General features: G+C 43.5%; 19 protein-coding genes and 1 tRNA gene. 10 read left to right on the top strand and 10 right to left on the bottom strand.

The window, feature by feature from the left end; translation table 11 throughout:
- Window positions 1-76 precede the first annotated feature (76 nt).
- The gene (locus NT175_02370; GenBank protein ID MCX6233554.1) at window positions 77-532 is read left to right on the top strand and encodes a DUF1573 domain-containing protein; all 456 of its coding nucleotides are present in this window, start codon (window positions 77-79) and stop codon (window positions 530-532) included.
- A gap of 13 nt (window positions 533-545) precedes the next feature.
- Complete coding sequence (locus NT175_02365; protein ID MCX6233553.1) at window positions 546-1,745, top strand: pyridoxal phosphate-dependent aminotransferase; 1,200 nt, start codon at window positions 546-548, stop codon at window positions 1,743-1,745.
- Window positions 1,746-1,831: 86 nt separating this feature from the next.
- Here NT175_02365 and NT175_02360 read toward each other — a convergent pair whose 3' ends face one another.
- The 5 genes from NT175_02360 to NT175_02340 form a co-directional block, all read right to left on the bottom strand.
- Window positions 1,832-3,040, bottom strand: coding sequence for a DUF1343 domain-containing protein (locus NT175_02360; protein MCX6233552.1), 1,209 nt, complete (start codon window positions 3,038-3,040; stop codon window positions 1,832-1,834).
- Between the two features lie 348 nt (window positions 3,041-3,388).
- Entirely contained in the window at window positions 3,389-3,874 is a 486-nt protein-coding gene (locus tag NT175_02355) for a hypothetical protein (protein MCX6233551.1), read from the bottom strand.
- Between the two features lie 244 nt (window positions 3,875-4,118).
- The gene (locus NT175_02350) at window positions 4,119-4,607 is read right to left on the bottom strand and encodes a hypothetical protein (protein ID MCX6233550.1); all 489 of its coding nucleotides are present in this window, start codon (window positions 4,605-4,607) and stop codon (window positions 4,119-4,121) included.
- 4 nt (window positions 4,608-4,611) lie between these two features.
- A complete protein-coding gene (locus NT175_02345; protein ID MCX6233549.1) occupies window positions 4,612-4,872 on the bottom strand; it encodes a hypothetical protein in 261 nt (86 codons plus the stop codon).
- A gap of 44 nt (window positions 4,873-4,916) precedes the next feature.
- Window positions 4,917-5,426, bottom strand: a complete 510-nt coding sequence (locus NT175_02340; protein ID MCX6233548.1) for a DUF6398 domain-containing protein — start codon at window positions 5,424-5,426, stop codon at window positions 4,917-4,919.
- A gap of 853 nt (window positions 5,427-6,279) precedes the next feature.
- Between NT175_02340 and NT175_02335 the strand changes: the two genes are divergently transcribed.
- The gene (locus tag NT175_02335; GenBank protein MCX6233547.1) at window positions 6,280-7,500 is read left to right on the top strand and encodes an ABC transporter permease; all 1,221 of its coding nucleotides are present in this window, start codon (window positions 6,280-6,282) and stop codon (window positions 7,498-7,500) included.
- A 103-nt stretch (window positions 7,501-7,603) separates the two neighbouring features.
- The gene (locus NT175_02330; protein ID MCX6233546.1) at window positions 7,604-10,003 is read left to right on the top strand and encodes a glycoside hydrolase family 127 protein; all 2,400 of its coding nucleotides are present in this window, start codon (window positions 7,604-7,606) and stop codon (window positions 10,001-10,003) included.
- Here the strand turns inward: NT175_02330 and NT175_02325 are convergent.
- The gene (locus NT175_02325) at window positions 9,981-10,703 is read right to left on the bottom strand and encodes a phosphoadenylyl-sulfate reductase (GenBank protein ID MCX6233545.1); all 723 of its coding nucleotides are present in this window, start codon (window positions 10,701-10,703) and stop codon (window positions 9,981-9,983) included. The two genes, NT175_02330 and NT175_02325, sit on opposite strands and share 23 nt — an antisense overlap.
- 147 nt (window positions 10,704-10,850) lie before the next feature.
- Here NT175_02325 and NT175_02320 point away from each other — a divergent pair, with 147 nt between their 5' ends.
- The 4 genes from NT175_02320 (at window position 10,851) to NT175_02305 (ending at window position 15,368) form a co-directional block, all read left to right on the top strand.
- Window positions 10,851-11,042, top strand: a complete 192-nt coding sequence (locus NT175_02320; protein ID MCX6233544.1) for a hypothetical protein — start codon at window positions 10,851-10,853, stop codon at window positions 11,040-11,042.
- Window positions 11,043-11,112: 70 nt separating this feature from the next.
- A complete protein-coding gene (locus NT175_02315) occupies window positions 11,113-12,804 on the top strand; it encodes a T9SS type A sorting domain-containing protein (GenBank protein ID MCX6233543.1) in 1,692 nt (563 codons plus the stop codon).
- A gap of 136 nt (window positions 12,805-12,940) precedes the next feature.
- Window positions 12,941-13,153 carry a hypothetical protein gene (locus NT175_02310; GenBank protein ID MCX6233542.1) on the top strand — a complete coding sequence of 71 codons (213 nt, stop codon included), beginning with the start codon at window positions 12,941-12,943 and terminating at the stop codon, window positions 13,151-13,153.
- A 1-nt stretch (window position 13,154) separates the two neighbouring features.
- The gene (locus NT175_02305) at window positions 13,155-15,368 is read left to right on the top strand and encodes a heavy metal translocating P-type ATPase (GenBank protein ID MCX6233541.1); all 2,214 of its coding nucleotides are present in this window, start codon (window positions 13,155-13,157) and stop codon (window positions 15,366-15,368) included.
- Window positions 15,369-15,374: 6 nt separating this feature from the next.
- On the opposite strand, the gene NT175_02300 is transcribed toward NT175_02305, so the two are convergent.
- Both NT175_02300 and NT175_02295 read right to left on the bottom strand, forming a co-directional pair.
- Complete coding sequence (locus NT175_02300; protein MCX6233540.1) at window positions 15,375-15,968, bottom strand: lipocalin family protein; 594 nt, start codon at window positions 15,966-15,968, stop codon at window positions 15,375-15,377.
- Between the two features lie 62 nt (window positions 15,969-16,030).
- Entirely contained in the window at window positions 16,031-16,528 is a 498-nt protein-coding gene (locus NT175_02295) for a hypothetical protein (GenBank protein MCX6233539.1), read from the bottom strand.
- A 323-nt stretch (window positions 16,529-16,851) separates the two neighbouring features.
- Between NT175_02295 and NT175_02290 the strand changes: the two genes are divergently transcribed.
- Window positions 16,852-18,546 (top strand): amidase, encoded by a 1,695-nt coding sequence (locus NT175_02290; GenBank protein MCX6233538.1) that lies wholly within the window; start codon window positions 16,852-16,854, stop codon window positions 18,544-18,546.
- Between the two features lie 161 nt (window positions 18,547-18,707).
- Window positions 18,708-20,807, top strand: coding sequence for an OmpA family protein (locus NT175_02285; protein ID MCX6233537.1), 2,100 nt, complete (start codon window positions 18,708-18,710; stop codon window positions 20,805-20,807).
- Between the two features lie 192 nt (window positions 20,808-20,999).
- On the opposite strand, the gene NT175_02280 is transcribed toward NT175_02285, so the two are convergent.
- Both NT175_02280 and NT175_02275 read right to left on the bottom strand, forming a co-directional pair.
- Window positions 21,000-21,073, bottom strand: a tRNA-Met gene (locus tag NT175_02280).
- An 83-nt stretch (window positions 21,074-21,156) separates the two neighbouring features.
- Complete coding sequence (locus NT175_02275; protein MCX6233536.1) at window positions 21,157-22,326, bottom strand: saccharopine dehydrogenase NADP-binding domain-containing protein; 1,170 nt, start codon at window positions 22,324-22,326, stop codon at window positions 21,157-21,159.
- Between the last annotated feature and the right edge of the window lie 161 nt (window positions 22,327-22,487).

Genomic DNA, 22,487 nt, shown 5'->3' with positions numbered 1-22,487 from the left:
TTCAGATTCGGAAAATTCACCATAATCATTAATTTTGCAGCGGAAAATGAAAATCAAAACTTTAAACCTTACATATATGAAAAAATTGGCTTTTTTATTTGGATTAGTTCTGTTTACACTGTTTTCGGTCAATGCCCAGACAACAGCGACTGATACCCTGAATGCCGCTGACATCAAATTCGATAAGCTGGAACATGATTACGGCACCATTACTCAGAATGGCAACGGGGATTGTGAATTCACATTTACGAATACAGGCAAGGAGCCTCTGGTTCTTACCAATGTACGTTCATCATGTGGTTGTACGGTGCCCAGTTGGCCACGACAGCCTATCCTGCCGGGAAAAAGCGACAAGATCATGGTTAAATATTCCACCAGCCGTTTGGGCGTGATTAATAAAAGTATTACTGTGGAGTCCAATGCCAAAACAAATCCCGTCACACTAAAAATAACAGGTAATGTCGTTGCTCCTCCGAGTGAGACCTTACCTGAGAAAAATGTGGATCAGAACTCCACTCCTACGCCAAAGTAATTCCATAACTGCTATGCCCCAAATTTCAGATAAGGGACGACGGATGCCTCCGTCGCCCATTCGTAAGTTGGTCCCCTATTCCGATCAGGCCAAAAAACGTGGTATAAAAGTCTATCACTTAAATATCGGTCAACCCGATATTGAAACCCCGGAAATAGCCCTGAGAGCTATCCGGAATTTTGACCAGAAAGTGGTAGCCTACAGCCATTCAGCCGGAATACTGTCGTACCGGGAGAAACTCACACAATACTATAAAAAGAATAACATCGATATCACGCCCGAAGAAATCATCATCACCACAGGTGGGTCAGAAGCTATTCTTTTTGCCATGGGCTCATGCATGGATGCAGGGGATGAGATCATCATCCCCGAGCCGTTTTATGCCAATTACAATGGTTTTGGCATCAGCATGGGTGTGACCGTGAAGCCAATTCCTTCAGAAATTGAAACCGGTTTCGCTCTTCCGCCCATAGCGGGCTTTGAGAAGTCCATCACACCACGTACAAAGGCCATCATGATCTGTAATCCGAATAATCCGACGGGTTACCTTTACTCAAAAGAGGAGCTTGATATGCTCAAGGATTTGGCTCTGAAATATGATCTGTTTCTCTTTGCTGACGAGGTATACAGGGAGTTTTGCTATGATGGGAGCACCCATCACTCGGTCATGCACATGAAGGGGGTTGAACAGCATGTGGTCCTGATGGATTCGGTATCGAAACGTTACAGTGCCTGTGGATTCAGGATCGGAGCGCTGATATCGAGGAACCGCGAGGTGATGCTGACAGCGCTGAAGTTTGCCCAGGCACGGCTTAGCCCGCCGACATTCGGACAGGTCGCAGCTGAAGCTGCCATCGACGTTCCCGAAACATATTTTGAAGGCGTATTGAAAGAGTACCATGCCCGGCGGAATGTGGTGGTGGAATGCATTAACAAAATGAAGGGAGCTTTCTGCCCTGTGCCTAAAGGTGCATTTTACGTTGTCGCCCGGCTGCCCATCGACGATTCCGATAAGTTCTGCCAGTGGCTGCTCGAAGGCTTCGATTACAATAAGGAAACCGTCATGCTTGCCCCTGCCACAGGTTTCTATGCAACCAAAGGCAAAGGTCTGGATGAGGTGCGCATCAGTTATGTTCTGAATGTCGATGACCTGAAGCGGGCAATGAAATGCCTCGAGGAAGCCCTGAAGGTTTATCCCGGTAGAACGATATAATTGGCCTCACCCCCGTCCCCCTCTCCCCAAGGAGAGGGGGTGAAAGGGGTGAGGTGGTTTGGTCAAGTTCCCCGTAGGATCCCACTTTATCTGAAATCCGGATAAAGCAAATATTTTTTCCTGACCACCTTAAACGCATCCAGCCCCTGTTGCCATGTGGCTTTGATATCCTCTTCACTTTTCCCGGCAATGATCTGTTCGCGTAGCGAAGAATTTCCGGCCAGTTTATCGAAATAGTCATTGAAAAAGGAGGGCAGATCCTTCAGGAACTCATAATAGTATATCAACCATGAAAGATGAAGGCGGCGCTCTTTCTGGCATACTTCCTTTGCGAAACCAGTAAGACTTCCTCCAAGACAATAGACACCCTCGTAGGGTGGGTGCCTGGCTCCCGGTCTGCTTTCAGGTTTAAAGGCATAACTGCCAATGACAAAATGAGGGTGTCCGAGCACCTGAAACGGATAGTCTGTTCCCCTTCCGACACTTACTACCGTTCCTTCAAAAAGAGCCAGTGAAGGGTACAGGCACACCGCATCGGCATTGGGCAGGTTAGGGGAGGGCCTGACAGGCAGATCATACCGGCATGAATGATCATATCCTTTCAACGGCACCACACGTAAATCAGCTTTTATGCCATCTTTCAGCCACCCTTCGCCGTTTACCATCCCGGCATATTCGCCGATGGTCATTCCATACACAATAGGTACAGGATACAATCCCACAATGGATGCATACTTTTTTTCCAATACCGGCCCGTCCACATAATCACCGTTGGGATTGGGCCTGTCGAGGACAATGATTGGAATGCCTTGTTCTGCGCAGGCTTCCATCACGTAAGTCAGCGTCGAAATATAGGTGTAGAATCGCACACCCACATCCTGGATATCGAAAAGGATGATATCGATGCCTGCCAGATCCTCTTTTGTCGGTTTATAATGATCGCCATAGAGCGAAATAACGGGTACGCCGGTGGTTTTATCCACCTGGTCCTGAATCGGCTCTCCCGCATCTTCCATTCCCCTGAAGCCATGTTCCGGGCTGAAGACCTTCACCACGTCCAAACCGGCACCCAGAAGACTGTCGACCAAATGCGTCTGGTTAATAAGCGAAGTTTGGTTCGCGACGACTGCAATTTTTTTGCCGGTTAGCCATGGGAAATAGATGTCGGTTCGTTCGGCACCGGTAATGATGGTGCACGCCTGATCTTTACTCTCTTGACCGGAGTTTCCGGAATATGGGTTTATGCAAAAGTGAAAATCCGTCAGAAGGAGTAAAACGAATGAAAACAGCTTCATATCAGATAAATCAAATCAGCTTATGAACATAGTCTCTATTGGCAATCCTTAATTATTTTGGTTCATCGCAATAATCCGTACCTGAGGTTAGAATTCGTGATTTGAATTACCCCGGACTTCAGGCCGGGATTTTCAGGCAGCTAAATTGAACTTTGGCTTTAGCCCTAAACAAAGGCATCAAATCAGAATGTAAATAAGGTTTTGGGCTAAAGCCTGGTTTTGTGTGGTTTTTTTAACCCCGCGCTAAAGCACGGGGTAATTCATTTCCCCAAGCTGAAGCATGGGGTCATTTACCTGGGTTACCCTAAAAATACCCATTTTCGTGATGCTTCATTATTTTCTTAATATTCAATCAACCTGTGACAGAATAGCCACATAATTTTTCCCGTATTTTTTTGCACACTTCGGACAGGTTGTATACCACATGTACAACTTTTTGACATTATATCCTTTCGATTTGGCGATATTTTCAAAGTCTTTACACCATTTCCCCGTATCCCTGAAAGGACCTTCATAGACTTTGCAATAAAATTTACCGCTCAGAGTCGTATTTTCAGCACCCGGTACGTCCTTGTCAACTGCAAGATAGAGATCCATATTCCATTTGGAAGTATGATCCGAGAGGCAAAGCCAGTCGGGCATCGTTGCCCCGGCCTCAGTTACTTTTTTATTGAATTTTTTCATCACTCTGCTAAAGTTGATGGGCATGTAGAAAAAAGTGCATACCCTATCCTTAATGAACTTCTTATTCTCCCATATAAATGTTTTATCATCCCATAAAGTAGGATTAAACGGGGGACAGCAGATGGAATTTTGTTCTGGTTGCGATGTCATAATAGCCTCCTTGTTTTAGTTGATTGTTCTTAAAATGAAATATTTCTGATTTATTCTGGTAAAAGTAACTCTTTTTATGTTTATGATTACAAACGTCTGGCAGTATGTGCAGTTGCCGATTTCATGGCGCAGACTTGTCTATTTACACTGAGCTTCATAATTGCTTGCACATTAATAGACCCGCCAACCCTGCAATTGCATATACTGCGTGTGTGTGCCGTCATGCATTTTTAGATTTCGTCAGTCAATTAGTCCTTTTCTTATATGCAAAACACTTGAATTCTTTATTAGCCCTTTGGTCATATCGTGTCATAATACATATCATTTCCTCATTAGGATCTTCATCATTTATGCAAGTAAGGCATAAAGATGGTTTTTTAATTAATTCAGTATTAATCTCATATCCCTCATCATCAAAAAATCCTGCAATCTGTGTTTTGTCCATTTCAACTATGTGTTTGCGGCCTTTTTTGCTTTCATTTTTTTTTAAGGCCGAATCAATCTCGTAAGCATCAATTGGATAACTTTCACCTGTTATGCAGGTAAAACAACTGTTACCGACTGATGCTGAACCAATAACCCAAATATCATTACCGCAAGAACATTTTACACCTTTTTTATAATCTGCTAATGCAGAATTTAATCTTGTTCGTAAATCCTTTTCATTTTCAGTAGGATTATTCTCAAGATGTTTTTTTACATACGTATCGATTGAAATCGCGATAAATCCCATTGTGTTATCTTTTCGTTACAAATTGTGAACGAGCTTTCCCATCGTTTTTAATTCCTCTCATTTTGCAATATTTAATCAACTCATCTATATCCACTATAAAATCATTGACTCTGAATCCTCGTATACTGAGCTCCTTTTTTGTTTTTAAGTATGCTTTGTGCCACTCTTTCCATGTATCATGCATACTTTCCCTGTCGTCAATTGATTCCAGGAATCGTTTCCAATCTTTCTCAAGATAATATGCTATATTTATAGAATGTATCATATTTTAGGCTTTTTGCATGCGGCTTATGGGGGTAGTATATTTCTTTATTTTTTAGTATGAAATTCAATGTCCTTTCCCTCTGATCTGACTTTTCTGACTTTTTCCTGTAGATCCTCCGGCAATGAATCAACTGGAACTATAAATCCATTAAACATTACCAGATCATTATAGGGATTATTTTTTTGCATGTGACTTGTTGAAAACTCACTATTATAATAATCCATTTTTAATAAATCTCTGATAAACTTGGATTTTGAGCCAGTTGATGATTTATTTGTTCCGAAAAAATCGTTAATCTCATCAATTGTGACATATGGGTTGAATGATTTATCGAATAAAAAATTAATGGTTCCAAGAGCATGAATAACCGCAGCAGCCCATATTTCAATCTTTCCGGTCATAAATGGCACATCTCTTTTTCTTCCGAGTTTATCTAAAAGTCGTTCAGATAGTACAAAATACTCATCATCAAGTTTTTGTGAACAAAATTCTTTTATCAAATTAAGAATTTGATTTTTTTTGCTTTCGATTGCTGATTTATCTTTTTTCTCCATTTGGGATTAAGTTTAAGTTTTATTATGTATTGCCACTAAAAACAATGTATGTGCTGCAGTATAGCGTTAATTTGTTTTACAAGTGAATGAATTCACATATCAAAACGCCAACTTGGAAGCCGCACCACTATATTTTTATACTGTACAAATTATCTGCATGAATTTCAAACAAATATATGTCATCTCAATAAGATTAACAAATCATGTCGAAAATTTTACGTTAACGTGGGAATGAGATTTGAAGGCAGGTAAATAATATTTTGATCTGCTGGAGATTGAATAGTTCTGTATTTAAAGATTCGTTTCATAGATGCAGACTTTTTAAATTATTTCTTTTCTTAAATGCCTTAGGGTTTGCAGGCGGGGCGGGGAATTAATTTGAAAATTTGAGAATTTGAAAATTAGTCAAATAGTCAATATGGCAACTTAGATGTAATAGTAAACAATACGCAGCAGACGCTTATGTTTAATGTCTTTAACTTCGAAGATTATTTCGCCTTCTACTTCGAATGTTCGATATTGGATATTCAAGGAGTGGGTCGCCCAAAACCCAGGCTGTCCTTTTCTTTCGTACTTTCTGGAGTTTATCCCGTCGAAAGACGGGAGACAAATAAAAGAAAGTACAGAAATAGAAAAACATTCTTTATCCATTTCTCTTTTTCATTGAGCATCATCTCTTTTCGCATAAAAACATACTCTGAATTCGCGCAATTAAGATTATTCAACATTTTCGATTAATTTTGAAACCCACGATTAAAATCGTGGGCCAGGTAAATCATTCGCAATTAATTTCACCCACGATTTTAATCGTGGGCCAGATAACAATTGAAAATTTAAAATTTAAAATCGAAAATTGAATTTTGAACTTTTTATAGCGCGTCGTATTGTATCCAAAAGCGAAGCCAGCTTTTCGCGTCCGATCATCCGTATTACCATCCTGAGCATCGTCCTTGGACTGGCTGTCATGATCATCTCAATGGCCATTGTCACCGGCTTTCAGCAGCAGATACGTAACAAGGTCATCGGCTTCGGAGGACATATTCAGATATGCCGTTACGACATGAATGCCTCCTATGAGTCATCACCGGTTGAGAAGAACCAGGATTTCTATCCTTCCCTTGAAGACATCCGGGGTGTAAAGCACATACAGGTTTATGCCATCAAGGCCGGCATCATCAAGACGGAAGACCAGATACAGGGTGTCGTACTCAAAGGTGCCGGCAGCGACCACGATTGGTCCTTCTTCAGCGATAAAATGGTCGCGGGAAATATCTTATCCGTCAGTGATACCGGCAAAACCGACGATGTCATGATTTCAAAAAAAATCGCCGCAAAGCTGAAATTCAACGTCGGCGATGACCTCCGGATGTATTTTATCATCGATAATACAACCAGGGGCCGGAAATTCAGGGTCGCCGGCATCTTTGAAACCGGACTCGATGAATTTGATAACACCTATGTGTTTTGTGACATTGGACACATCCAGAAGCTGAATAACTGGACAGCGGACCAGGTGTCGGGCTTTGAAGTGCTCATCGATAATTTCAGGGACCTCGACAAAGTTGCGGAAGAGGTTTACAGCCATGTGCCCTTTAATCTGGATGTGCAGACCATCAGGCAGCTATATCCGCAAATGTTCGACTGGCTGGCGTTACAGGATATGAATGTAGTCATTATCCTGGTGCTGATGGTCGTTGTTGCAGGTATCACCATGATATCCACATTGCTCATTCTCATCCTGGAACGAACTAATATGATCGGCATCCTTAAAGCATTGGGCACCAGGAACTGGAGCGTGCGGAAAATATTTTTGTACAATGCAGCCTGGCTCATCGGAAAAGGTCTCCTGTGGGGCAATTTCTTCGGCATAAGCCTGTGCCTGCTCCAGCAAAAGTTCGGACTTATCAGGCTCCCGCAGGAATCCTATTATGTATCGGTAGTCCCTATCAACCTCGATGTTTGGACTGTTGTTTTGCTTAACGTCGGAACCCTGTTGATTTGCACGCTCATGCTGATCGTTCCTTCGTATATCATAACCCGTATCACCCCTATGAGGGCGATAAGGTTTAATTAACAAGAATGAATAAAAAACTTGCAATCCCGACTTTGTCGGGATTTCGCTCGGCCGCGCCTCGCTCAACCTGCAACTTGCAACTTGTAACTGATTTTTAACAAACATGAAAAAAACCACCCCATTTCTCGTACTTTTTGTTATACTGACTTCCTGCTCAAAAACTGAAAGAAAGGATTACCCAATCCGGCCGGTTCCGTTCACGCAGGTGCACTTTAACGACCAGTTCTGGGCACCCAGGATAGAGGTAAACCGAACGGTGACAATACCTTTTGCCTTTAAGCAGTGCGAGTTGACTGGCCGTCTTGACAATTTCGCTATCGCCGGCGGACTAAAAAAAGGTGAACACAAGGGAGATTATCCTTTTGACGACACCGATGTTTACAAGATTCTGGAAGGCGCAGCATACTCCCTGGCCATATACCCTGATAAGGCCCTTGAGAGTTATTGCGACAGCGTGATAGGCCTGATTGCCGCTGCACAGGAGGATGATGGCTACCTCTATACCTGCCGGACCAACAAGTGTTCCCGCCTTGAACGGTGGATGGGCAAAGAACGGTGGGAGAAGCTCAACAGCCATGAATTGTATAACATGGGGCACCTGTATGAAGCTGCGGTGGCCTATTACCAGGCGACAGGCAAGAGAGCACTCCTGGATGTCGCCATCAAAAATGCCGATCTGATTGATAAGGTTTTCGGAAGTGGTTCCGGTCAGAAACAATGTCCTTCAGGCCACCCCATCATCGAAATGGCCCTGGTGAAGCTTTACAGGGTGACAGGCGCGGAAAAATACCTCCGGCTGGCGAAATTTTTTCTCGACGAAACCGGTTACGGCCACGATGGGCATAAGCTCAGCCCTTACAGCCAGGATCATATGCCTTTGAAGGAACAATCCGAAGCTGTCGGCCATGCAGTCAGGGCCGGTTATTTATATTCCGGTATTGCCGACATAGCGGCGCTGACAGGCGACAGGGAGTACATGGATGCCATCACCAGGATATGGGAAAATGTGGTTACGAAGAAATTGTATATCACCGGTGGCATTGGCGCCAGGCCGTTTGGCGAAGGTTTTGGTGAGAACTATGAGCTACCCAACATGACCGCCTACTGCGAGACATGTGCCTCCATTGCCAATGTATATTGGAACTACCGTTTATTCCTGATGTATGGCGATGCGAAATACATGGATGTTCTGGAACGTACTCTTTATAACGGACTGTTGTCGGGTGTGTCGCTCAGCGGTGACCGTTTCTTTTATGATAATCCACTGGAATCGAATGGCATACATGAGCGCCGGCCCTGGTTTGGCTGCGCCTGCTGCCCGGGAAATATCACCCGGTTTCTGGCTTCTGTGCCGGGATACGCCTATGCACAAAGTGAACATACCCTGTATGTGAATCTTTTCGCAACAGGCACAGCCCAGATGCAGATGAATGGCCGGAAGCTGACAGTCATCCAGGAAACAGGATATCCATGGGACGGGAAGGTACGGCTGACCATATCACCAGAGAGATCATCCAGGTTTTCAGTCTGTATACGTATACCTGGCTGGGCCGGCAATCAACCTGTGCCGGGCGATCTGTATTCTTTCCCCGATCAGAATGATGAAGTCATCACACTTAAAGTGAATGGCGAAGACCTGCCTGTTGACCTTAAAAATGGATACGCGACGATATCTCGCAGGTGGAATGAAAACGACAACATTGAATTAAACCTACCCATGACTGTCAGGCGTGTCATTGCCAATACCCTGGTGGAGGATGATGCCGGCAAGGTTGCACTGCAATGCGGACCTGTTGTTTATTGTGCTGAATGGCCCGATTATCCTGACGGGTATGTTCTGAATGTATATCTGCCTGACACCGTAACACTTGAACAGTCCTATCGCCCTGATTTGCTGAATGGGGTCAATGTCATCAACGGTGAAGCCAATGCTGTTTTCAGGGGAGCAGGTAACGATTCTGTTGACATCAAAAAAGTGAAATTCACAGCTATTCCATACTATACCTGGGAGAACCGCCGGCCCGGCGAAATGGCTGTGTGGCTGCCACGTCAGGCTCAAGGTGCATGGATAACACCGTTGCCGACCATCGCTTCAGCAAGCAAGGTATCAAGTTCAACAGGCGATTCCATTGGCCTCAATGACCAGTTCGTACCCAAAAGGTCAAACGATAGTTCAAAGCCATTTTACTACTGGTGGCTGCGGAATGGCACGAAGGAATGGGTGCAGTATGATTTCGCTAAGCCTGTAACAGTGAGCCAGACAGAGGTGTACTGGTTTGAATTTGATCATTATGATTATGTATGCCGTGTGCCGCAATCATGGCAGTTGTTATATCACAATAATGGCAACTGGATGCCTGTCGAAAACACAACTCCTTACGGAATAGAAAAGGACAAATACAACGTACTTACTTTCAAACCGGTAAAAACTGATGGATTACGAATAGAAGTTCAGTTGCAAAACGCCAAATCCGGAGGAATCATCGAATGGAAGGTGGACTAGGTACATGTATTCCGCATTCCCTGTGTCCGTCCATTTCCCACCACCACCTGCCGGCACGGATATCTTCACCAGGTTTCACAGCCCTGGTGCATGGCTGGCACCCTATACTTGGATAGCCATTGTCGTGGAGTTTATGATAAGGTACATGGTTTTCCCTTATGTATGCCCACACCTGTTCATAGGTACGGTTCACCAGCGGATTTACCTTAATGAGGGCATTTGGGTCATCCCATTCGACAACCTGGATGTTCCTGCGTGATGGCGACTGTTCGCGGCGCATGCCGCTGACCCAGACATCCACACCATGAAGAGCCCTTTTCAGCGGTTCGGTCTTCCTGATAGAGCAGCATAGCAAGCGGTTTTCAATGCTCTCATAGAACAGGTTGACACCCTTTTCATTGACCATATTCTCGACCTTATTAAAATCAGGGAAATATACCTCTATATTCAGATCATATTTGTTTCGCGTAATGTCAAGAATATCATAGGTCTCCTGGAAATGCCTTCCTGTATCGAGAGTGAAAATCCGGACGGTTTTATCGATGACCGAGATCATATGCGTAATAACCTGGTCCTCAGCGCTAAAGCTGGTCGAAAAGGCAATACTGTTTTTATAATTTTTAATGAAAAAGTTTAGCACTTCTTCCGGTGAAGAATCTTTTAACTGATTATTGAGATGTTCACTTTGTACTTTATTCATTTCCTCAGATAATGGGCGGCAAATGTATTCAATTTTAAACGACTAACGAAAAACAATTAAATCCATAAAAAGTTTATTTTACGTAGATTTATTAATCCGTGATCATCCGTGTCCTCTGTGTCCTATTAATTTAAAAATTGAATAACTTTGAAGATAATATTCAATAACGAAATGAAAAAGACCGACAAGCTCAAACACACGCGCTATATTTTATCCATGAAGATCATTGAACTTGAATCCAAACAAAAAAGGATGAAACTGACAAAAAATGAGATAGCGGAGTTAGAGATACTCAAGGATAAGGTGGAAGAACTGAGCAGACAAATCAATGATCAATGAGCAATGATCAGGGACCAATAGGAATAATGTTTTTGGCAGAGAATAATTTTTTTAAATACGTTTAAGGATTATGAAATATCCCGGAATTGTTTTGATTGTTTTTTTGCCATTCATTTCATTTGCACAGGAGATACCTTATAATCTGAATCCTGACTGGCAATCGACGCCTTTGAGTCAGGTGGCCACCGGACTTGGGTTGGCTGACATCAACGGCGATGGATGGAAAGACATTATCGTGGCCAATGGTAATGACCAGGCGCGACAGAAGCTGGTGGTCTATTATAACAATGGCGATGGGACTTTTCCCCTGGCTCCGTCGTGGCAATCTTCTGATGTCGATTATCATGGCCATCTGGCTGTGGGTGATATCAATAAAGATGGATGGAATGATGTGGCCGTTTCGGTATATTTAGGTCCGTCAGGCTTTGGCAGTCCCGGCAAGGTAAAAGTCTATTATAACCAGGGAGGACAATTGGAATCCTCGCCTTCGTTTGTCTCCGATCCATTTTATACGTTCAGTTGTGCCCTTGGCGATGCCGATGCAGATGGCGACCTTGACCTGGCAGTTGCCTGCGGTGAACCGTATCATAACATCATCGACAAAGGACGTATTTTTATCAATAACAACGGTTTATTCACCAACGTCGATGTGTGGGAATCAGCCATCGACATTGGCGCTGCAGATGTGGAATTCGCTGATATGGATGGAAATGGATTTACCGATGTGGTATTTGTCTGCGAGCCGAACAGAAGTTACATCTTCCTGGCCAGCAATTCAGGATACATTCAGAGTGCTCCTGCCTGGCAGACTGCAGAGTCAAGTCTTTTCATCAATTCGGTGGATATTGGCACTTTGCAGGCAGGCCAGCTGCCGTGTATGGTCATGACCGGTAACGACCAGCATGGCGGCGATGGCAAAATACGGCAATATATATTTTCCCTGCCTTTTCCTGAAGCTTCTTATGCTGCATGGACATCAATGTACATAGGTTATGGTTCAGGTATTCTCCTTGCAGATGTCACCCGTGATGATACCCTTGACCTTATTTATGGCGGATGGTGGCTCCCAATGGAGATCCTCGTGGGAAACGGTGTGGATTTTGCGACTGTTCCGGCCTATACATCCAACACAGCATCAGTGGTTGAAGCCATCCAGATGGCTGACCTTGGACAGGAAGGCCTTGTCGGGGATATTGATACCATCACCATCCAGCAACTTGAAGCGGCTGTTGTCACCCTTCAGCATCAGATCATCGAAGAAATTCGGTATGTCATGATCAATAACGTGCTGATCGATCCGGCCAATTACTCCTCCCTGCCAAACAGGAACCTGGTATTTTTTAAAAACCGCCTTTTCCAGGGTGACCAGGTGACCATTGCCTACAAATACTGCCTGGATGGCGATATAGTCATTACAAACTGGGATTCGAATGTCGGGAATTACATCTTTTATAATACAAATTCGCCTGTCGGCATTAAAGATATAAACGCTGCAGCAGGTGATGTATGGACGTCCGATATCTATCCCAATCCTGCCTCAAAAGAGATCAGCTTGAAATACGGCATTATAAATGACAGTTACATAATTGTTTCCATTGCTGATATGACAGGCTATACTGTCAAAGTCATCAGTGAAGGATTTAAAAAATCAGGGGAATACGATATAAAATATGATGTTTCCGACCTTACTGAAGGATGCTTTTTAGTAAACTTTTCTGCCGGTGAAGTGTTTATATGTAAAAAGTTAATCATAATGCATTAGGTTCTTTGTTAACCGCAAAGGACGCAAAGGAGGCGCAAAGGAGGCGCAAAGGACGCAAAGTCAATTCACGATCTCTGCGACCCTTCTATGATCTCTGCGGTTTAGTAAAGAACATATTTCTTGATAGAAACCAACCATGAATATCCTCAGATTTAAGACTTCAGTAAATTGTTATAACTGCATCCGTGCAATCACACCCTATCTGAATAAGGTTGCAGGAATCACATCGTGGCTTGTAGACATTGATGATCCGGCAAAGATTCTCACTGTCGAAGGTGATTCAGTAAAAGCAAGTGATATTGTAAAAGCACTTTCCCAGGTGGGCTACAAAGCCGAACAGCTCGACTGACATGTTACCGGTAAAAAGCATATACCCTGTCGAAGGTATGACCTGTGCAAATTGCGCCGGTAGCGTTGAAAGACGCCTGTCGGCCATGAAGGGTGTTAAAAAGGTCAACGTTAACCTGGCAGCCAACCAGGTACAGGTGGAATATATTCCTGATCATACAGGACCTGAGAATATGAAGAAAGCACTGGATGAGATTGGCTATACGCTTGTCATTGATGAGACTCTCACTGCCGGAGATATTGAACAGCATGAGATTATCAGGTTGAAACGGTCACGGACGGCAACCTTACTGGCAATTATCTTTAGCTTGCCGGTATTGATCATAGCCATGGTTTTTCCTGCCATTCCCTATGCCCGTTGGATAATGTTGATCCTCACAATTCCTGTGGTTGTAATAGGGAAGAATTTTTATATCAACGCCTGGAAAAGAGCCCTGCATCTTACAGCAGGTATGGACACCCTGGTTGCCATCGGCACCGGGGCAGCCTTCATTTTTAGCCTGTTCAACACCATATTTCCTTCTGCGCTTACGGGGCCAAATATGGAATCGCATGTGTATTTCGAAGCCTCTGCCGTTATCATTTCACTTGTCATGCTCGGCAAATTTTTTGAGGAACGGGCTAAATCAAGGACTTCCACCTCCATAAAGAAGCTGATAGGGTTACAGGCGAAGAGCGCCCGGGTTATAAGGAATGGGATCGAGATGGAAATCCCTGTAAAGGATGTCATTAAAGGCGATATCGTCATCATCAGGCCGGGTGAAAAGATACCTGTTGACGGCGTCATTACCGACGGAACATCATTTATTGATGAAAGCATGATTACCGGCGAGCCGGTGCCTGTTGAGAAAAAAGCCGGCGATAGTGTCGTCGGGGCGACCATTAACACGACAGGCACGTTTTGTTTTATTGCCGAGAAAGTGGGAGAGGAGACCATGCTGGCACAGATCATCAGGCTTGTCAGGGAAGCCCAGGGCAGCAAAGCACCCATCCAGCGTCTTGCTGATAAAGTAGCAGGGATATTCGTACCTGTCGTTATTGTGATAGCGTCGGTAAGTTTTGCATGTTGGCTTATCTGGGGTCCTCACCCTTCATTAAGTTACGCATTCATCACGCTTGTGAATGTCCTGATCATTTCATGCCCATGTGCCATGGGGCTGGCGACTCCGACAGCCATAATGGTCGGACTCGGAAAAGCTGCCGAATCCGGCATATTGATAAAGGATGCACAAAGTCTTGAACTGAGCAATAAACTTGATGTCATTGTCCTCGATAAAACAGGAACATTGACCATCGGTAAACCGGAAGTCACCGGTCTTTTTTGGGACAACGACCTCGATCAAAAAGATAAGTTGGCAGAGGTTATTTTCAGTGCCGAATCCCTCTCGGAGCATCCTCTCGCAATTGCGATAGTGAATTATCTTGCCTCAAAGAACTTGAAAACATTAAAATTCCAGAGATTTGAAAGTCTGCCTGGTAGGGGAATCTCAATTGTTCATAACAAAAAAAATTACCTGATTGGCAACAGGATGTTCATGGATGAGAACCACATTCAATTACCTGCCACTCTTGATCTTAAAGAAAACGAGCTGAAAGATAAAATTAACAGCCTCATATACTTTGCTGATTCAGAGAAGGTTTTGTGCATTATAGCTGTGGCTGACCATCTTAAAAGTAATTCTAAATCAGCTATAGCAGAATTACAGAATATGGGCATGCAGGTTCACCTGTTATCAGGTGATAATCAGCAAACGACCGCTGAAATAGCTGGTCAGGTTGGGATTGAGCATTTCAAAGGTGATGTCCTTCCTTCCGAAAAGCTGGATTATATTAAGACTTTACAGGCAAAAGGACATAAGGTAGCCATGGTAGGGGATGGCATTAACGATTCACCCGCTCTTGTTCAGGCTGATGTCAGCATTGCTATGGGAACAGGTACGGATATCGCCATGGAGAGCGCTTCCATTACACTTATCAAAGGTGACTTGCGGAAGATCATTCAGGCAATAAGGTTATCCAATTTTACAGTCAGGACAATAAAACAAAACTTATTTTGGGCATTCTTTTATAACATCATTGGAATTCCTGTGGCTGCAGGTATTCTTTTTCCTGTCTCGGGATTCCTTTTAAATCCCATGATAGCAGGCCTTGCTATGGCATTTAGCTCGGTTTCTGTTGTGACAAATAGTCTTCGTTTGCGTCGGAAAAATCTGTGATACAGATTAATGACACTCCTGATCCGTTTTCTCAAGTTTATCGATATCAAATCCTTTTTTAGTCAGATTTCCCAAAATCGCATTAAAAACCTGTGATTCCATTGTCCTGGTTCTGCAGAGGATCCATAGGTATTTCCTGTGCGGATCGGACACAACAGCGTAAGAGTAATCGGGTGACAGGTCTATAATCCAGTAGTTGGCACGGAAAGGCCAGAAAAACTGGACCTTCAGCTTTGCGTTATTTGAACCTTTCACGACAAAGGCTTTACCGTTTATACTTGATAATTTGCCGCCGGATTTCTGACATCTGTTGGTGACAGTGACATAACCCTTTGAGGTTAATGAATATTCGGCTGTCACACAACGGCATCCTTCTTCAAACCGGACCGGATATTTGGCGATTTCGTACCATTTGCCGGCATATCTGTTGAGGTCAACTGCCGGAACAGTGTCAAGTGGCAGGTGTTTTTTTGTACAACATGAACTGAAAAGCATAGTCAGTGATATTAAGTAAGTACCAAGTCGTTTCATAGCATTATTTGGTGATGATTTTTCATTCACATCCAAATTGATTTTGTCTTCGATGGAAACAAAGTACATCTTTAAGAATTGTTTTTGAATTAATAGTTTCCATGTGATATCCTCCGTGTCCCTTGGTTTAACTAGTAAAGATAGTTAATTACAACCGTCATGTCAATGGGCTGATTGCCTATTAAAACCAGAATGTCTTTCATCCCCACCGGAATTTGTCCATATTTCAGATAACTCTCCCAAATATGCTCAATATACCACTCCGGTACAATACCCCATCTATCGTCGGCTGCTTTTCGTGTTTTGAATTCTTCCTCCGGTATCTCTAAAAATATTTTTTTATGGTATAGATCGTTGATCCTGTCGTCATAGAATGCGAGCAATCCTTCAGCGATCACCATGTCGTTTTTTTTGCACGCTTCTTTGATGGCATCATAAAACCTGGCAAAATCAATCGATTCAGGGCATTCCCAGTCAATATGATCTTTAACTTTTGGTATCTGCCCCGGAGGAAAAACAAAGTCATCCTGGCAAAGAATAGCTACTCCTTTATCCGGTAAATGTTGCTTTATCTCTGATGCCAGCTTACTTTTACCAGCAAGACTTACACCACCGATCCCGACGATCATATTCTGCCTGTTAATGCAATGTAAAATTGGGTCATCACAGAAATGGGTACTTTTAAAGCCTTTGTTTTGGGCTAAAGCCCACGTTTTCGTTCACTATCTTTTCCCAGGACTGAAGTCCTGGGCTATTTAAATCACGAATTCTAATCCCATGTACGAATTATTGTAATGATCCGTAAAATTAAGCTGAATTCTTCAATAATGGAATTTCCTGGTATCAGACTATAAGGCAAACTAAAACGGAAATTTACTGCAGATGTAAATATGCATTATCAGCGAGCTATTCAGAAATTTAATTAATTTTAATCGACTAATTACAATCCAATATGAAAAGAATAACAGGAACACTTGCTTTTTCTGCATTGCTTATTGCAATCAGCATCATCAGTCTCACAACATGGTCCTGCAGGCAAAAACCTGCTGAAAAGCCTGTCATGGTTTTCATGACCGATTCGGTGAAATTAACAGGAGAAATGTTTGACCTGGTTTTCAGCCAAGTCGAACTGGATTCTATGCGTAGTGGTTTAAATGATCAATTATCCTATTATAAGGAAATTCATGCTGTGAAACTGGATAATAGCATACCGCCGGCACTGTTGTTCAATCCCCTCCCTGCCGGATTTGTCCTCCCTAAAGATCAGTTACCCTTAGACTGGCAGCAGAAAAGGGAGGTCAGGTTACCTGATGACAAAGCTGACCTGGCATTTTATTCCGTTGCCGATCTTTCTGTTTTAATAAAGACTAGACAGATAACTTCGGTTAAACTGACGAAATTCTTTCTGGATAGGCTGAAAAAATATGGTGATACGCTGAAATGTGTCATTACCCTGACAGAGGATCTTGCTCTTAAGCAGGCGAAAAAGGCAGATGACGAGATCGCAGCAGGGATGTACCGTGGGCCGTTGCATGGTATACCTTTCGGCTTGAAAGATCTTGTTGCTGTGAAAGGGTTTAAAACTACGTGGGGTTCTGTGCCTTATAGGGATCAGGTAATAGACAGGACTGCGACTGTCGCTAAAAAGCTGGAAGCTGCTGGTGCTGTGCTCGTTGCTAAGCTAACACTTGGCGAGCTGGCTATGGATGATGTGTGGTTTGGCGGTATGACAAAGAATCCCTGGGATTTGAAACAGGGTTCCAGCGGATCTTCGGCAGGATCGGCATCTTCCGTCGCTGCCGGGCTGCTTCCTTTCGCCATTGGAAGCGAGACCTGGGGCTCTATTGTTTCACCATCAACGCGATGCGGGACGACAGGACTGCGACCTACATTTGGTCGTGTCAGCCGCGCCGGATGTATGGCCCTGAGCTGGAGCATGGACAAAATCGGCCCTATAGCCAGAAGTGCCGAAGATTGCGCTATGGTGTTCGAGGCTATCCGCGGCTCTGATGGCATCGACAAAACGGTGATAGACGCTCCATTTAATTATGATCCCAACCTTCAGATTAAAAATATCAGGATAGGGTATTTTAAGAACCTGTTTGATAAGGATGAAGATCACCCTCAAAATGACAAAAGAACATTAAATGAATTTAAAAAGCTGGGAGCCAGCCTTGTGCCGTTGCAGTTTCCCGACAGCTTGCCCGTTGAATCCCTGCAGATCATCCTGTCGGCCGAAGCAGCAGCCGCATTTGATGAGCTGACACGGTCGAACCGGGATTCATTAATGGTCAGACAATATCAGGAGGCATGGCCCAATATCTTCAGATATGCACGCTTCATACCCGCGGTGGAATATATCCAGGCTAACAGGATTAGAACTCTAGCGATTGAAGAGTTCAACAAGTTGTTTGATGACGTTGACGTGATCATCTCACCAAGCTTCACAGGTGATCAGCTTTTGCTGACCAATCTTACCGGCAATCCCTGTGTTGTGCTGCCCAATGGATTTGATAAGGATCATCATCCGACAAGCATTACGTTTATCGGGAAGCTATTCGATGAAGCATCCATCCTTGAAGTGGCAAAAATTTACCAGGATGCTACTGATTTTAATAAGCAACATCCAAAGATGTTTTTGAAATAACAAAACGGATGGCATCTTTAGATGAGATAACATCCGTTTATCTGGTCCCCAGCTGGCGCGCGTTTCCGAACGCGTGCCAGGTATCAGCGCGTTTAAAACGCGCAACTCTTTAGCACGCGTCACAGACGCGCGCTAGCATTGAAAAACCCTAATTTTGAGTTATGAAAAGTATCAATTATTGTATTTACATTACAATTTTCCTGCTTTCTGGGTTACAAATTTTTGCCCAGGAAAATATTCTGTACTATGATGATTTTAAGGATTATTCCTATTTTCCTACGGGTGAACTGGATGGATGTACTGTGCAGGTGAAGGATGGCAAATATATCATCAGTATGAGTGATAATAATACATCTTCCTTTTGTTTGATGGCTCCTTTTGAACTTGATGCAGCGAAAGATTTCAGCATCGAGGCCAGCATCCGGCAAACATCCGGTTCATCACGGCATTTTTTCGGATTGTTATGGGGGGCGGAAGATCCTGAAAATAATTACTGTTTTGTCATAAACTCCGAAGGCCAATTCATTATTGCCAGATATCAGAAATCCCGGCTGTCAACAATAGGGGAGAGTGACTCCATTGAAGCTATTCACGGCATGCAGATGCCAAATCAACTAAAAATTGATAAAAAGGCCGATACCATTGGATTTTATATTAATGACAGCCTGGTTTTTTCAACTTCTTTTCAATCATTTCTTGGATCAGGAATTGGGTTTCAGACTGAATATAATGTGTCGGTTGAAGTCGATTACATCAGGATTTGCCAGGATATCGGGATCAACGTCATCCCCGACTTGACACTGGGGCTGATAAAGGAAAACCTCGGACCTATGGTTAACTCGGAATACTATGAAGTAGCACCGCTCATTTCACCGGATGGAGAAATGCTGTACCTCGTGGTCGAAGGCGATCCCGGTAATACAGGCGATGCCGGGGATCAGGATATCTGGTTTTCGCAGTTGCAGGATGGAAAATGGACAAAACGGAAAAATATCGGATTCCCGTTAAATAATGAGGCTGCCAATGCCATCATCTCGGTCAGCCCGGATAATAACACGCTGTTGCTCATGAACCAATACGAAAGTGATGGTACACTGAAAAGTGACGGGTTCTCGATATCCCAAAAAACAACCAGTGGCTGGTCAGTACCTGTTGATGTGATGATCGAAAACTATTATAACAACTCGCGGTATGTGGATGCTTTTTTAACTGCCGATCAAAAAACCCTGATCATATCGGCAGAGCGCGATGATTCGTACGGCGACCGCGATCTGTACGTCAGCTTTTTGCAGGATTCCAGCCAATGGTCTGAACCTGTGAATCTCGGTCCGCAACTGAATACACGCGCTGCTGAGGGCGGTCCCTTTCTGGCTGCCGATGGAGTGACATTATATTTTTCCACAAAAGGACACCCGGGGTATGGTGAAGAGGATGTGTTTTTAAGCCGGCGGCTCGATGATACATGGAAAAACTGGTCGGTGCCGGAGAACCTCGGACCAGAAATAAATACTGCCGGAGGTGATGGCTATTTCACTATCCCGGCATCAGGTGAATATGCTTACCTCGTATCCGGTTCCAACACCCTTGGTGGAAGTGATATCTTCAGGATCAAATTACCTACTGCCGCCAAACCCGAGCCGGTGGTGTTGGTTTATGGGAGAGTGCTTAATAAAAAAACCAGTGAACCTGTTCAGGCCAGTATCACCATCAACGACTTTACCGATAATAAGCAGGTTGGCATCGCCAGCTCTGATCCTTCCGACGGAAGCTATAAAATCGTGCTGCCCGCCGGTAAAACGTATAGTTTTCTGGCTGAAAAGGAGGGCTACTATTCGGTCAGCGAAAATATTGAGATCACTGAGCTTGAGGAATATATCGAGATAGAGCGTAATCTGTACATTGCACCTGTCGAAGTAGGCCAGACTATCAGACTGAACAATATCCTGTTCGACTTTGACAAGGCCACTTTACGACCCGAATCTTTTCCTGAGCTGAACAGGGTGGTGAAGATGATGAATGATAATGTGACGATGAAAATTGAAATTGCAGGCCATACCGACAATATAGGCAGTGATGAATATAATAGGGTGCTGTCGGAGGACAGAGCCATTGCAGTTCGTAATTACCTGACAGAAAACAATCTCGCCCCCAGCCGCATCATTTCCAAAGGATATGGTGAATCAAAGCCGATGGCAACAAATGATACTGAAGAAGGCCGGCAATTGAACCGGAGAGTTGAGTTCACCATCCTGGAGAAGTGAAAAGATTTTGTTAGTTTCCTCCTTTAGAACACGGATTACGCGGATTACATTGAATAACACGGATGTCCTTTAATTGGCTTTCAGATAAAGAAAAAATGTAAGGAATGGGTCAACAATGCAATCTTGGGCGCTATTCCCGGTCATCCCTTCACGAAATGCTGCATGGATATAGCCTCTTTGTCATCTTTATAGTAGCGAGGATGGGAATTGAACCCATGACCTCCGGGTTATGAATCCGACGCTCTAACCACCTGAGCTACCTCGCCGAAATGGAGTGCAAAAATAAAAAAAATTTGCTCCTGAAACAGATTTTTTATTTTACATTAAAGTAGAATTCCATCTTTGATTTTTACACTGTGTTTTTAATATTTTCACTTTTAATTTTTAGTTCAATAACTGACTCCTTATAAATCACCCCTCTCTCTTTGAGTCCATTAATAATAAACCTGACACATCCCTCATCTTTACTGATATATTCAGGGGGTGAAAATCCCTTTTGCTTGTACATTCCCTTTGCGAGCATTCTTATTGCCATTGTCGCAGTGTATCCTGTGGTCCTTGCCATTGAATGGATACCTGTATGGCGGTCATATTCATCGTAAAGATCATAAATGTAACGCAATGTCTTTCCGTTCTTCATCCCCTCGGTAATGATCTTTAAGACGGTGATATCTTCATCACCTTTTTTCATCTTCCATTTTGGGAAAAGGAGCTTGGCTGTTAAATCCAGGGGTGATATTCTGGTGCCGTTAATATCTATCTTATCTGAGCTGAAAAAACCAGTATCCCTCAGCACAGCGATCTTCTCTATATGGCCTTTATAACGGAGAGTCTTTTCAGCCATATCCGGAGCATTAATGGTATAAATCAGTGTGCGGAGGCCATCGCTGTTAAAGGCTTCCAATGTTCCGGCATCCGGGAAATGGATGAGCTCGGATTCGGATAGTGCAGGCTTGATAACCACTTTCCCGTCTTCAACAAGTCTTGCAGGTCTTGTGTATTCTTCGATGACGTCGATGGGTGAAAAGACTGCTTTATATTCCCATGGCCACTCCCTGACTTTTGGCAGTCCTCCGACGTATATTCTTACTTTATCTGTACGATCAAGCATTTCGCAGACGTAACCTACCAATAAATTGCTCATACCTGGTGCCACGCCCATGTCGCAGATGGCTGTCACCCCCTTTTCTCTTGCCAGCTCATCCAGATCAAAGGGATTCTCAGAAAAGAAAGAGATATCTACAACATCCTTCCCTGCTTCAATGACGGCTCTTACTGTCCTGAATCCCATATGTCCCGGCACTGCGCAGAGAACAAGATCCTGATCACTTACCAATTCCTTCACTCTTGCCGGTTGTGAAAGATCATCACAGATGCACCGGATACTCTTATAATTTTTCAGATTGTCGAGTGATTCTTTGCTGATATCAACAACGCTGACATCAAATCCCTTTTCTTTAACCAGATCGATAGCCATTGGGCCTCCGACAAGCCCGGCACCAAGAATTATTATTCTCATAATATTATTATTTCACCCATGACTTAACCTGAATAATTCATAAATCCAAAATTCGGATAAAAAGCTATACTATTTCCAGGACGAATACAAAAAATTAGGCAAGCTGGGATAATTTGTAAGATATTGATGCAGTTTTTGTTTTGACAAAATTCATTGTTCAG

This window comes from Bacteroidota bacterium, from assembly GCA_026391695.1.
Taxonomy (GTDB): domain Bacteria; phylum Bacteroidota; class Bacteroidia; order Bacteroidales; family JAGONC01; genus JAPLDP01.
The sequence above is the reverse complement of the archived record's forward strand: the minus strand, read 5'-3'. Positions and strand labels throughout refer to the sequence as shown.

What these genes read in the sequence shown, in the direction of transcription:
- NT175_02370 (MCX6233554.1), top strand. Translation starts at nt 77, where the DNA reads ATGAAAAAATTGGCTTTTTTATTTGGATTAGTTCTGTTTACACTGTTT.
- NT175_02365 (MCX6233553.1), top strand. Translation starts at nt 546, where the DNA reads ATGCCCCAAATTTCAGATAAGGGACGACGGATGCCTCCGTCGCCCATT.
- NT175_02360 (MCX6233552.1), bottom strand. Translation starts at nt 3,040, where the DNA reads ATGAAGCTGTTTTCATTCGTTTTACTCCTTCTGACGGATTTTCACTTT.
- NT175_02355 (MCX6233551.1), bottom strand. Translation starts at nt 3,874, where the DNA reads ATGACATCGCAACCAGAACAAAATTCCATCTGCTGTCCCCCGTTTAAT.
- NT175_02350 (MCX6233550.1), bottom strand. Translation starts at nt 4,607, where the DNA reads ATGGGATTTATCGCGATTTCAATCGATACGTATGTAAAAAAACATCTT.
- NT175_02345 (MCX6233549.1), bottom strand. Translation starts at nt 4,872, where the DNA reads ATGATACATTCTATAAATATAGCATATTATCTTGAGAAAGATTGGAAA.
- NT175_02340 (MCX6233548.1), bottom strand. Translation starts at nt 5,426, where the DNA reads ATGGAGAAAAAAGATAAATCAGCAATCGAAAGCAAAAAAAATCAAATT.
- NT175_02330 (MCX6233546.1), top strand. Translation starts at nt 7,604, where the DNA reads ATGAAAAAAACCACCCCATTTCTCGTACTTTTTGTTATACTGACTTCC.
- NT175_02325 (MCX6233545.1), bottom strand. Translation starts at nt 10,703, where the DNA reads ATGAATAAAGTACAAAGTGAACATCTCAATAATCAGTTAAAAGATTCT.
- NT175_02315 (MCX6233543.1), top strand. Translation starts at nt 11,113, where the DNA reads ATGAAATATCCCGGAATTGTTTTGATTGTTTTTTTGCCATTCATTTCA.
- NT175_02310 (MCX6233542.1), top strand. Translation starts at nt 12,941, where the DNA reads ATGAATATCCTCAGATTTAAGACTTCAGTAAATTGTTATAACTGCATC.
- NT175_02305 (MCX6233541.1), top strand. Translation starts at nt 13,155, where the DNA reads ATGTTACCGGTAAAAAGCATATACCCTGTCGAAGGTATGACCTGTGCA.
- NT175_02300 (MCX6233540.1), bottom strand. Translation starts at nt 15,968, where the DNA reads ATGTACTTTGTTTCCATCGAAGACAAAATCAATTTGGATGTGAATGAA.
- NT175_02295 (MCX6233539.1), bottom strand. Translation starts at nt 16,528, where the DNA reads ATGATCGTCGGGATCGGTGGTGTAAGTCTTGCTGGTAAAAGTAAGCTG.
- NT175_02290 (MCX6233538.1), top strand. Translation starts at nt 16,852, where the DNA reads ATGAAAAGAATAACAGGAACACTTGCTTTTTCTGCATTGCTTATTGCA.
- NT175_02285 (MCX6233537.1), top strand. Translation starts at nt 18,708, where the DNA reads ATGAAAAGTATCAATTATTGTATTTACATTACAATTTTCCTGCTTTCT.
- NT175_02275 (MCX6233536.1), bottom strand. Translation starts at nt 22,326, where the DNA reads ATGAGAATAATAATTCTTGGTGCCGGGCTTGTCGGAGGCCCAATGGCT.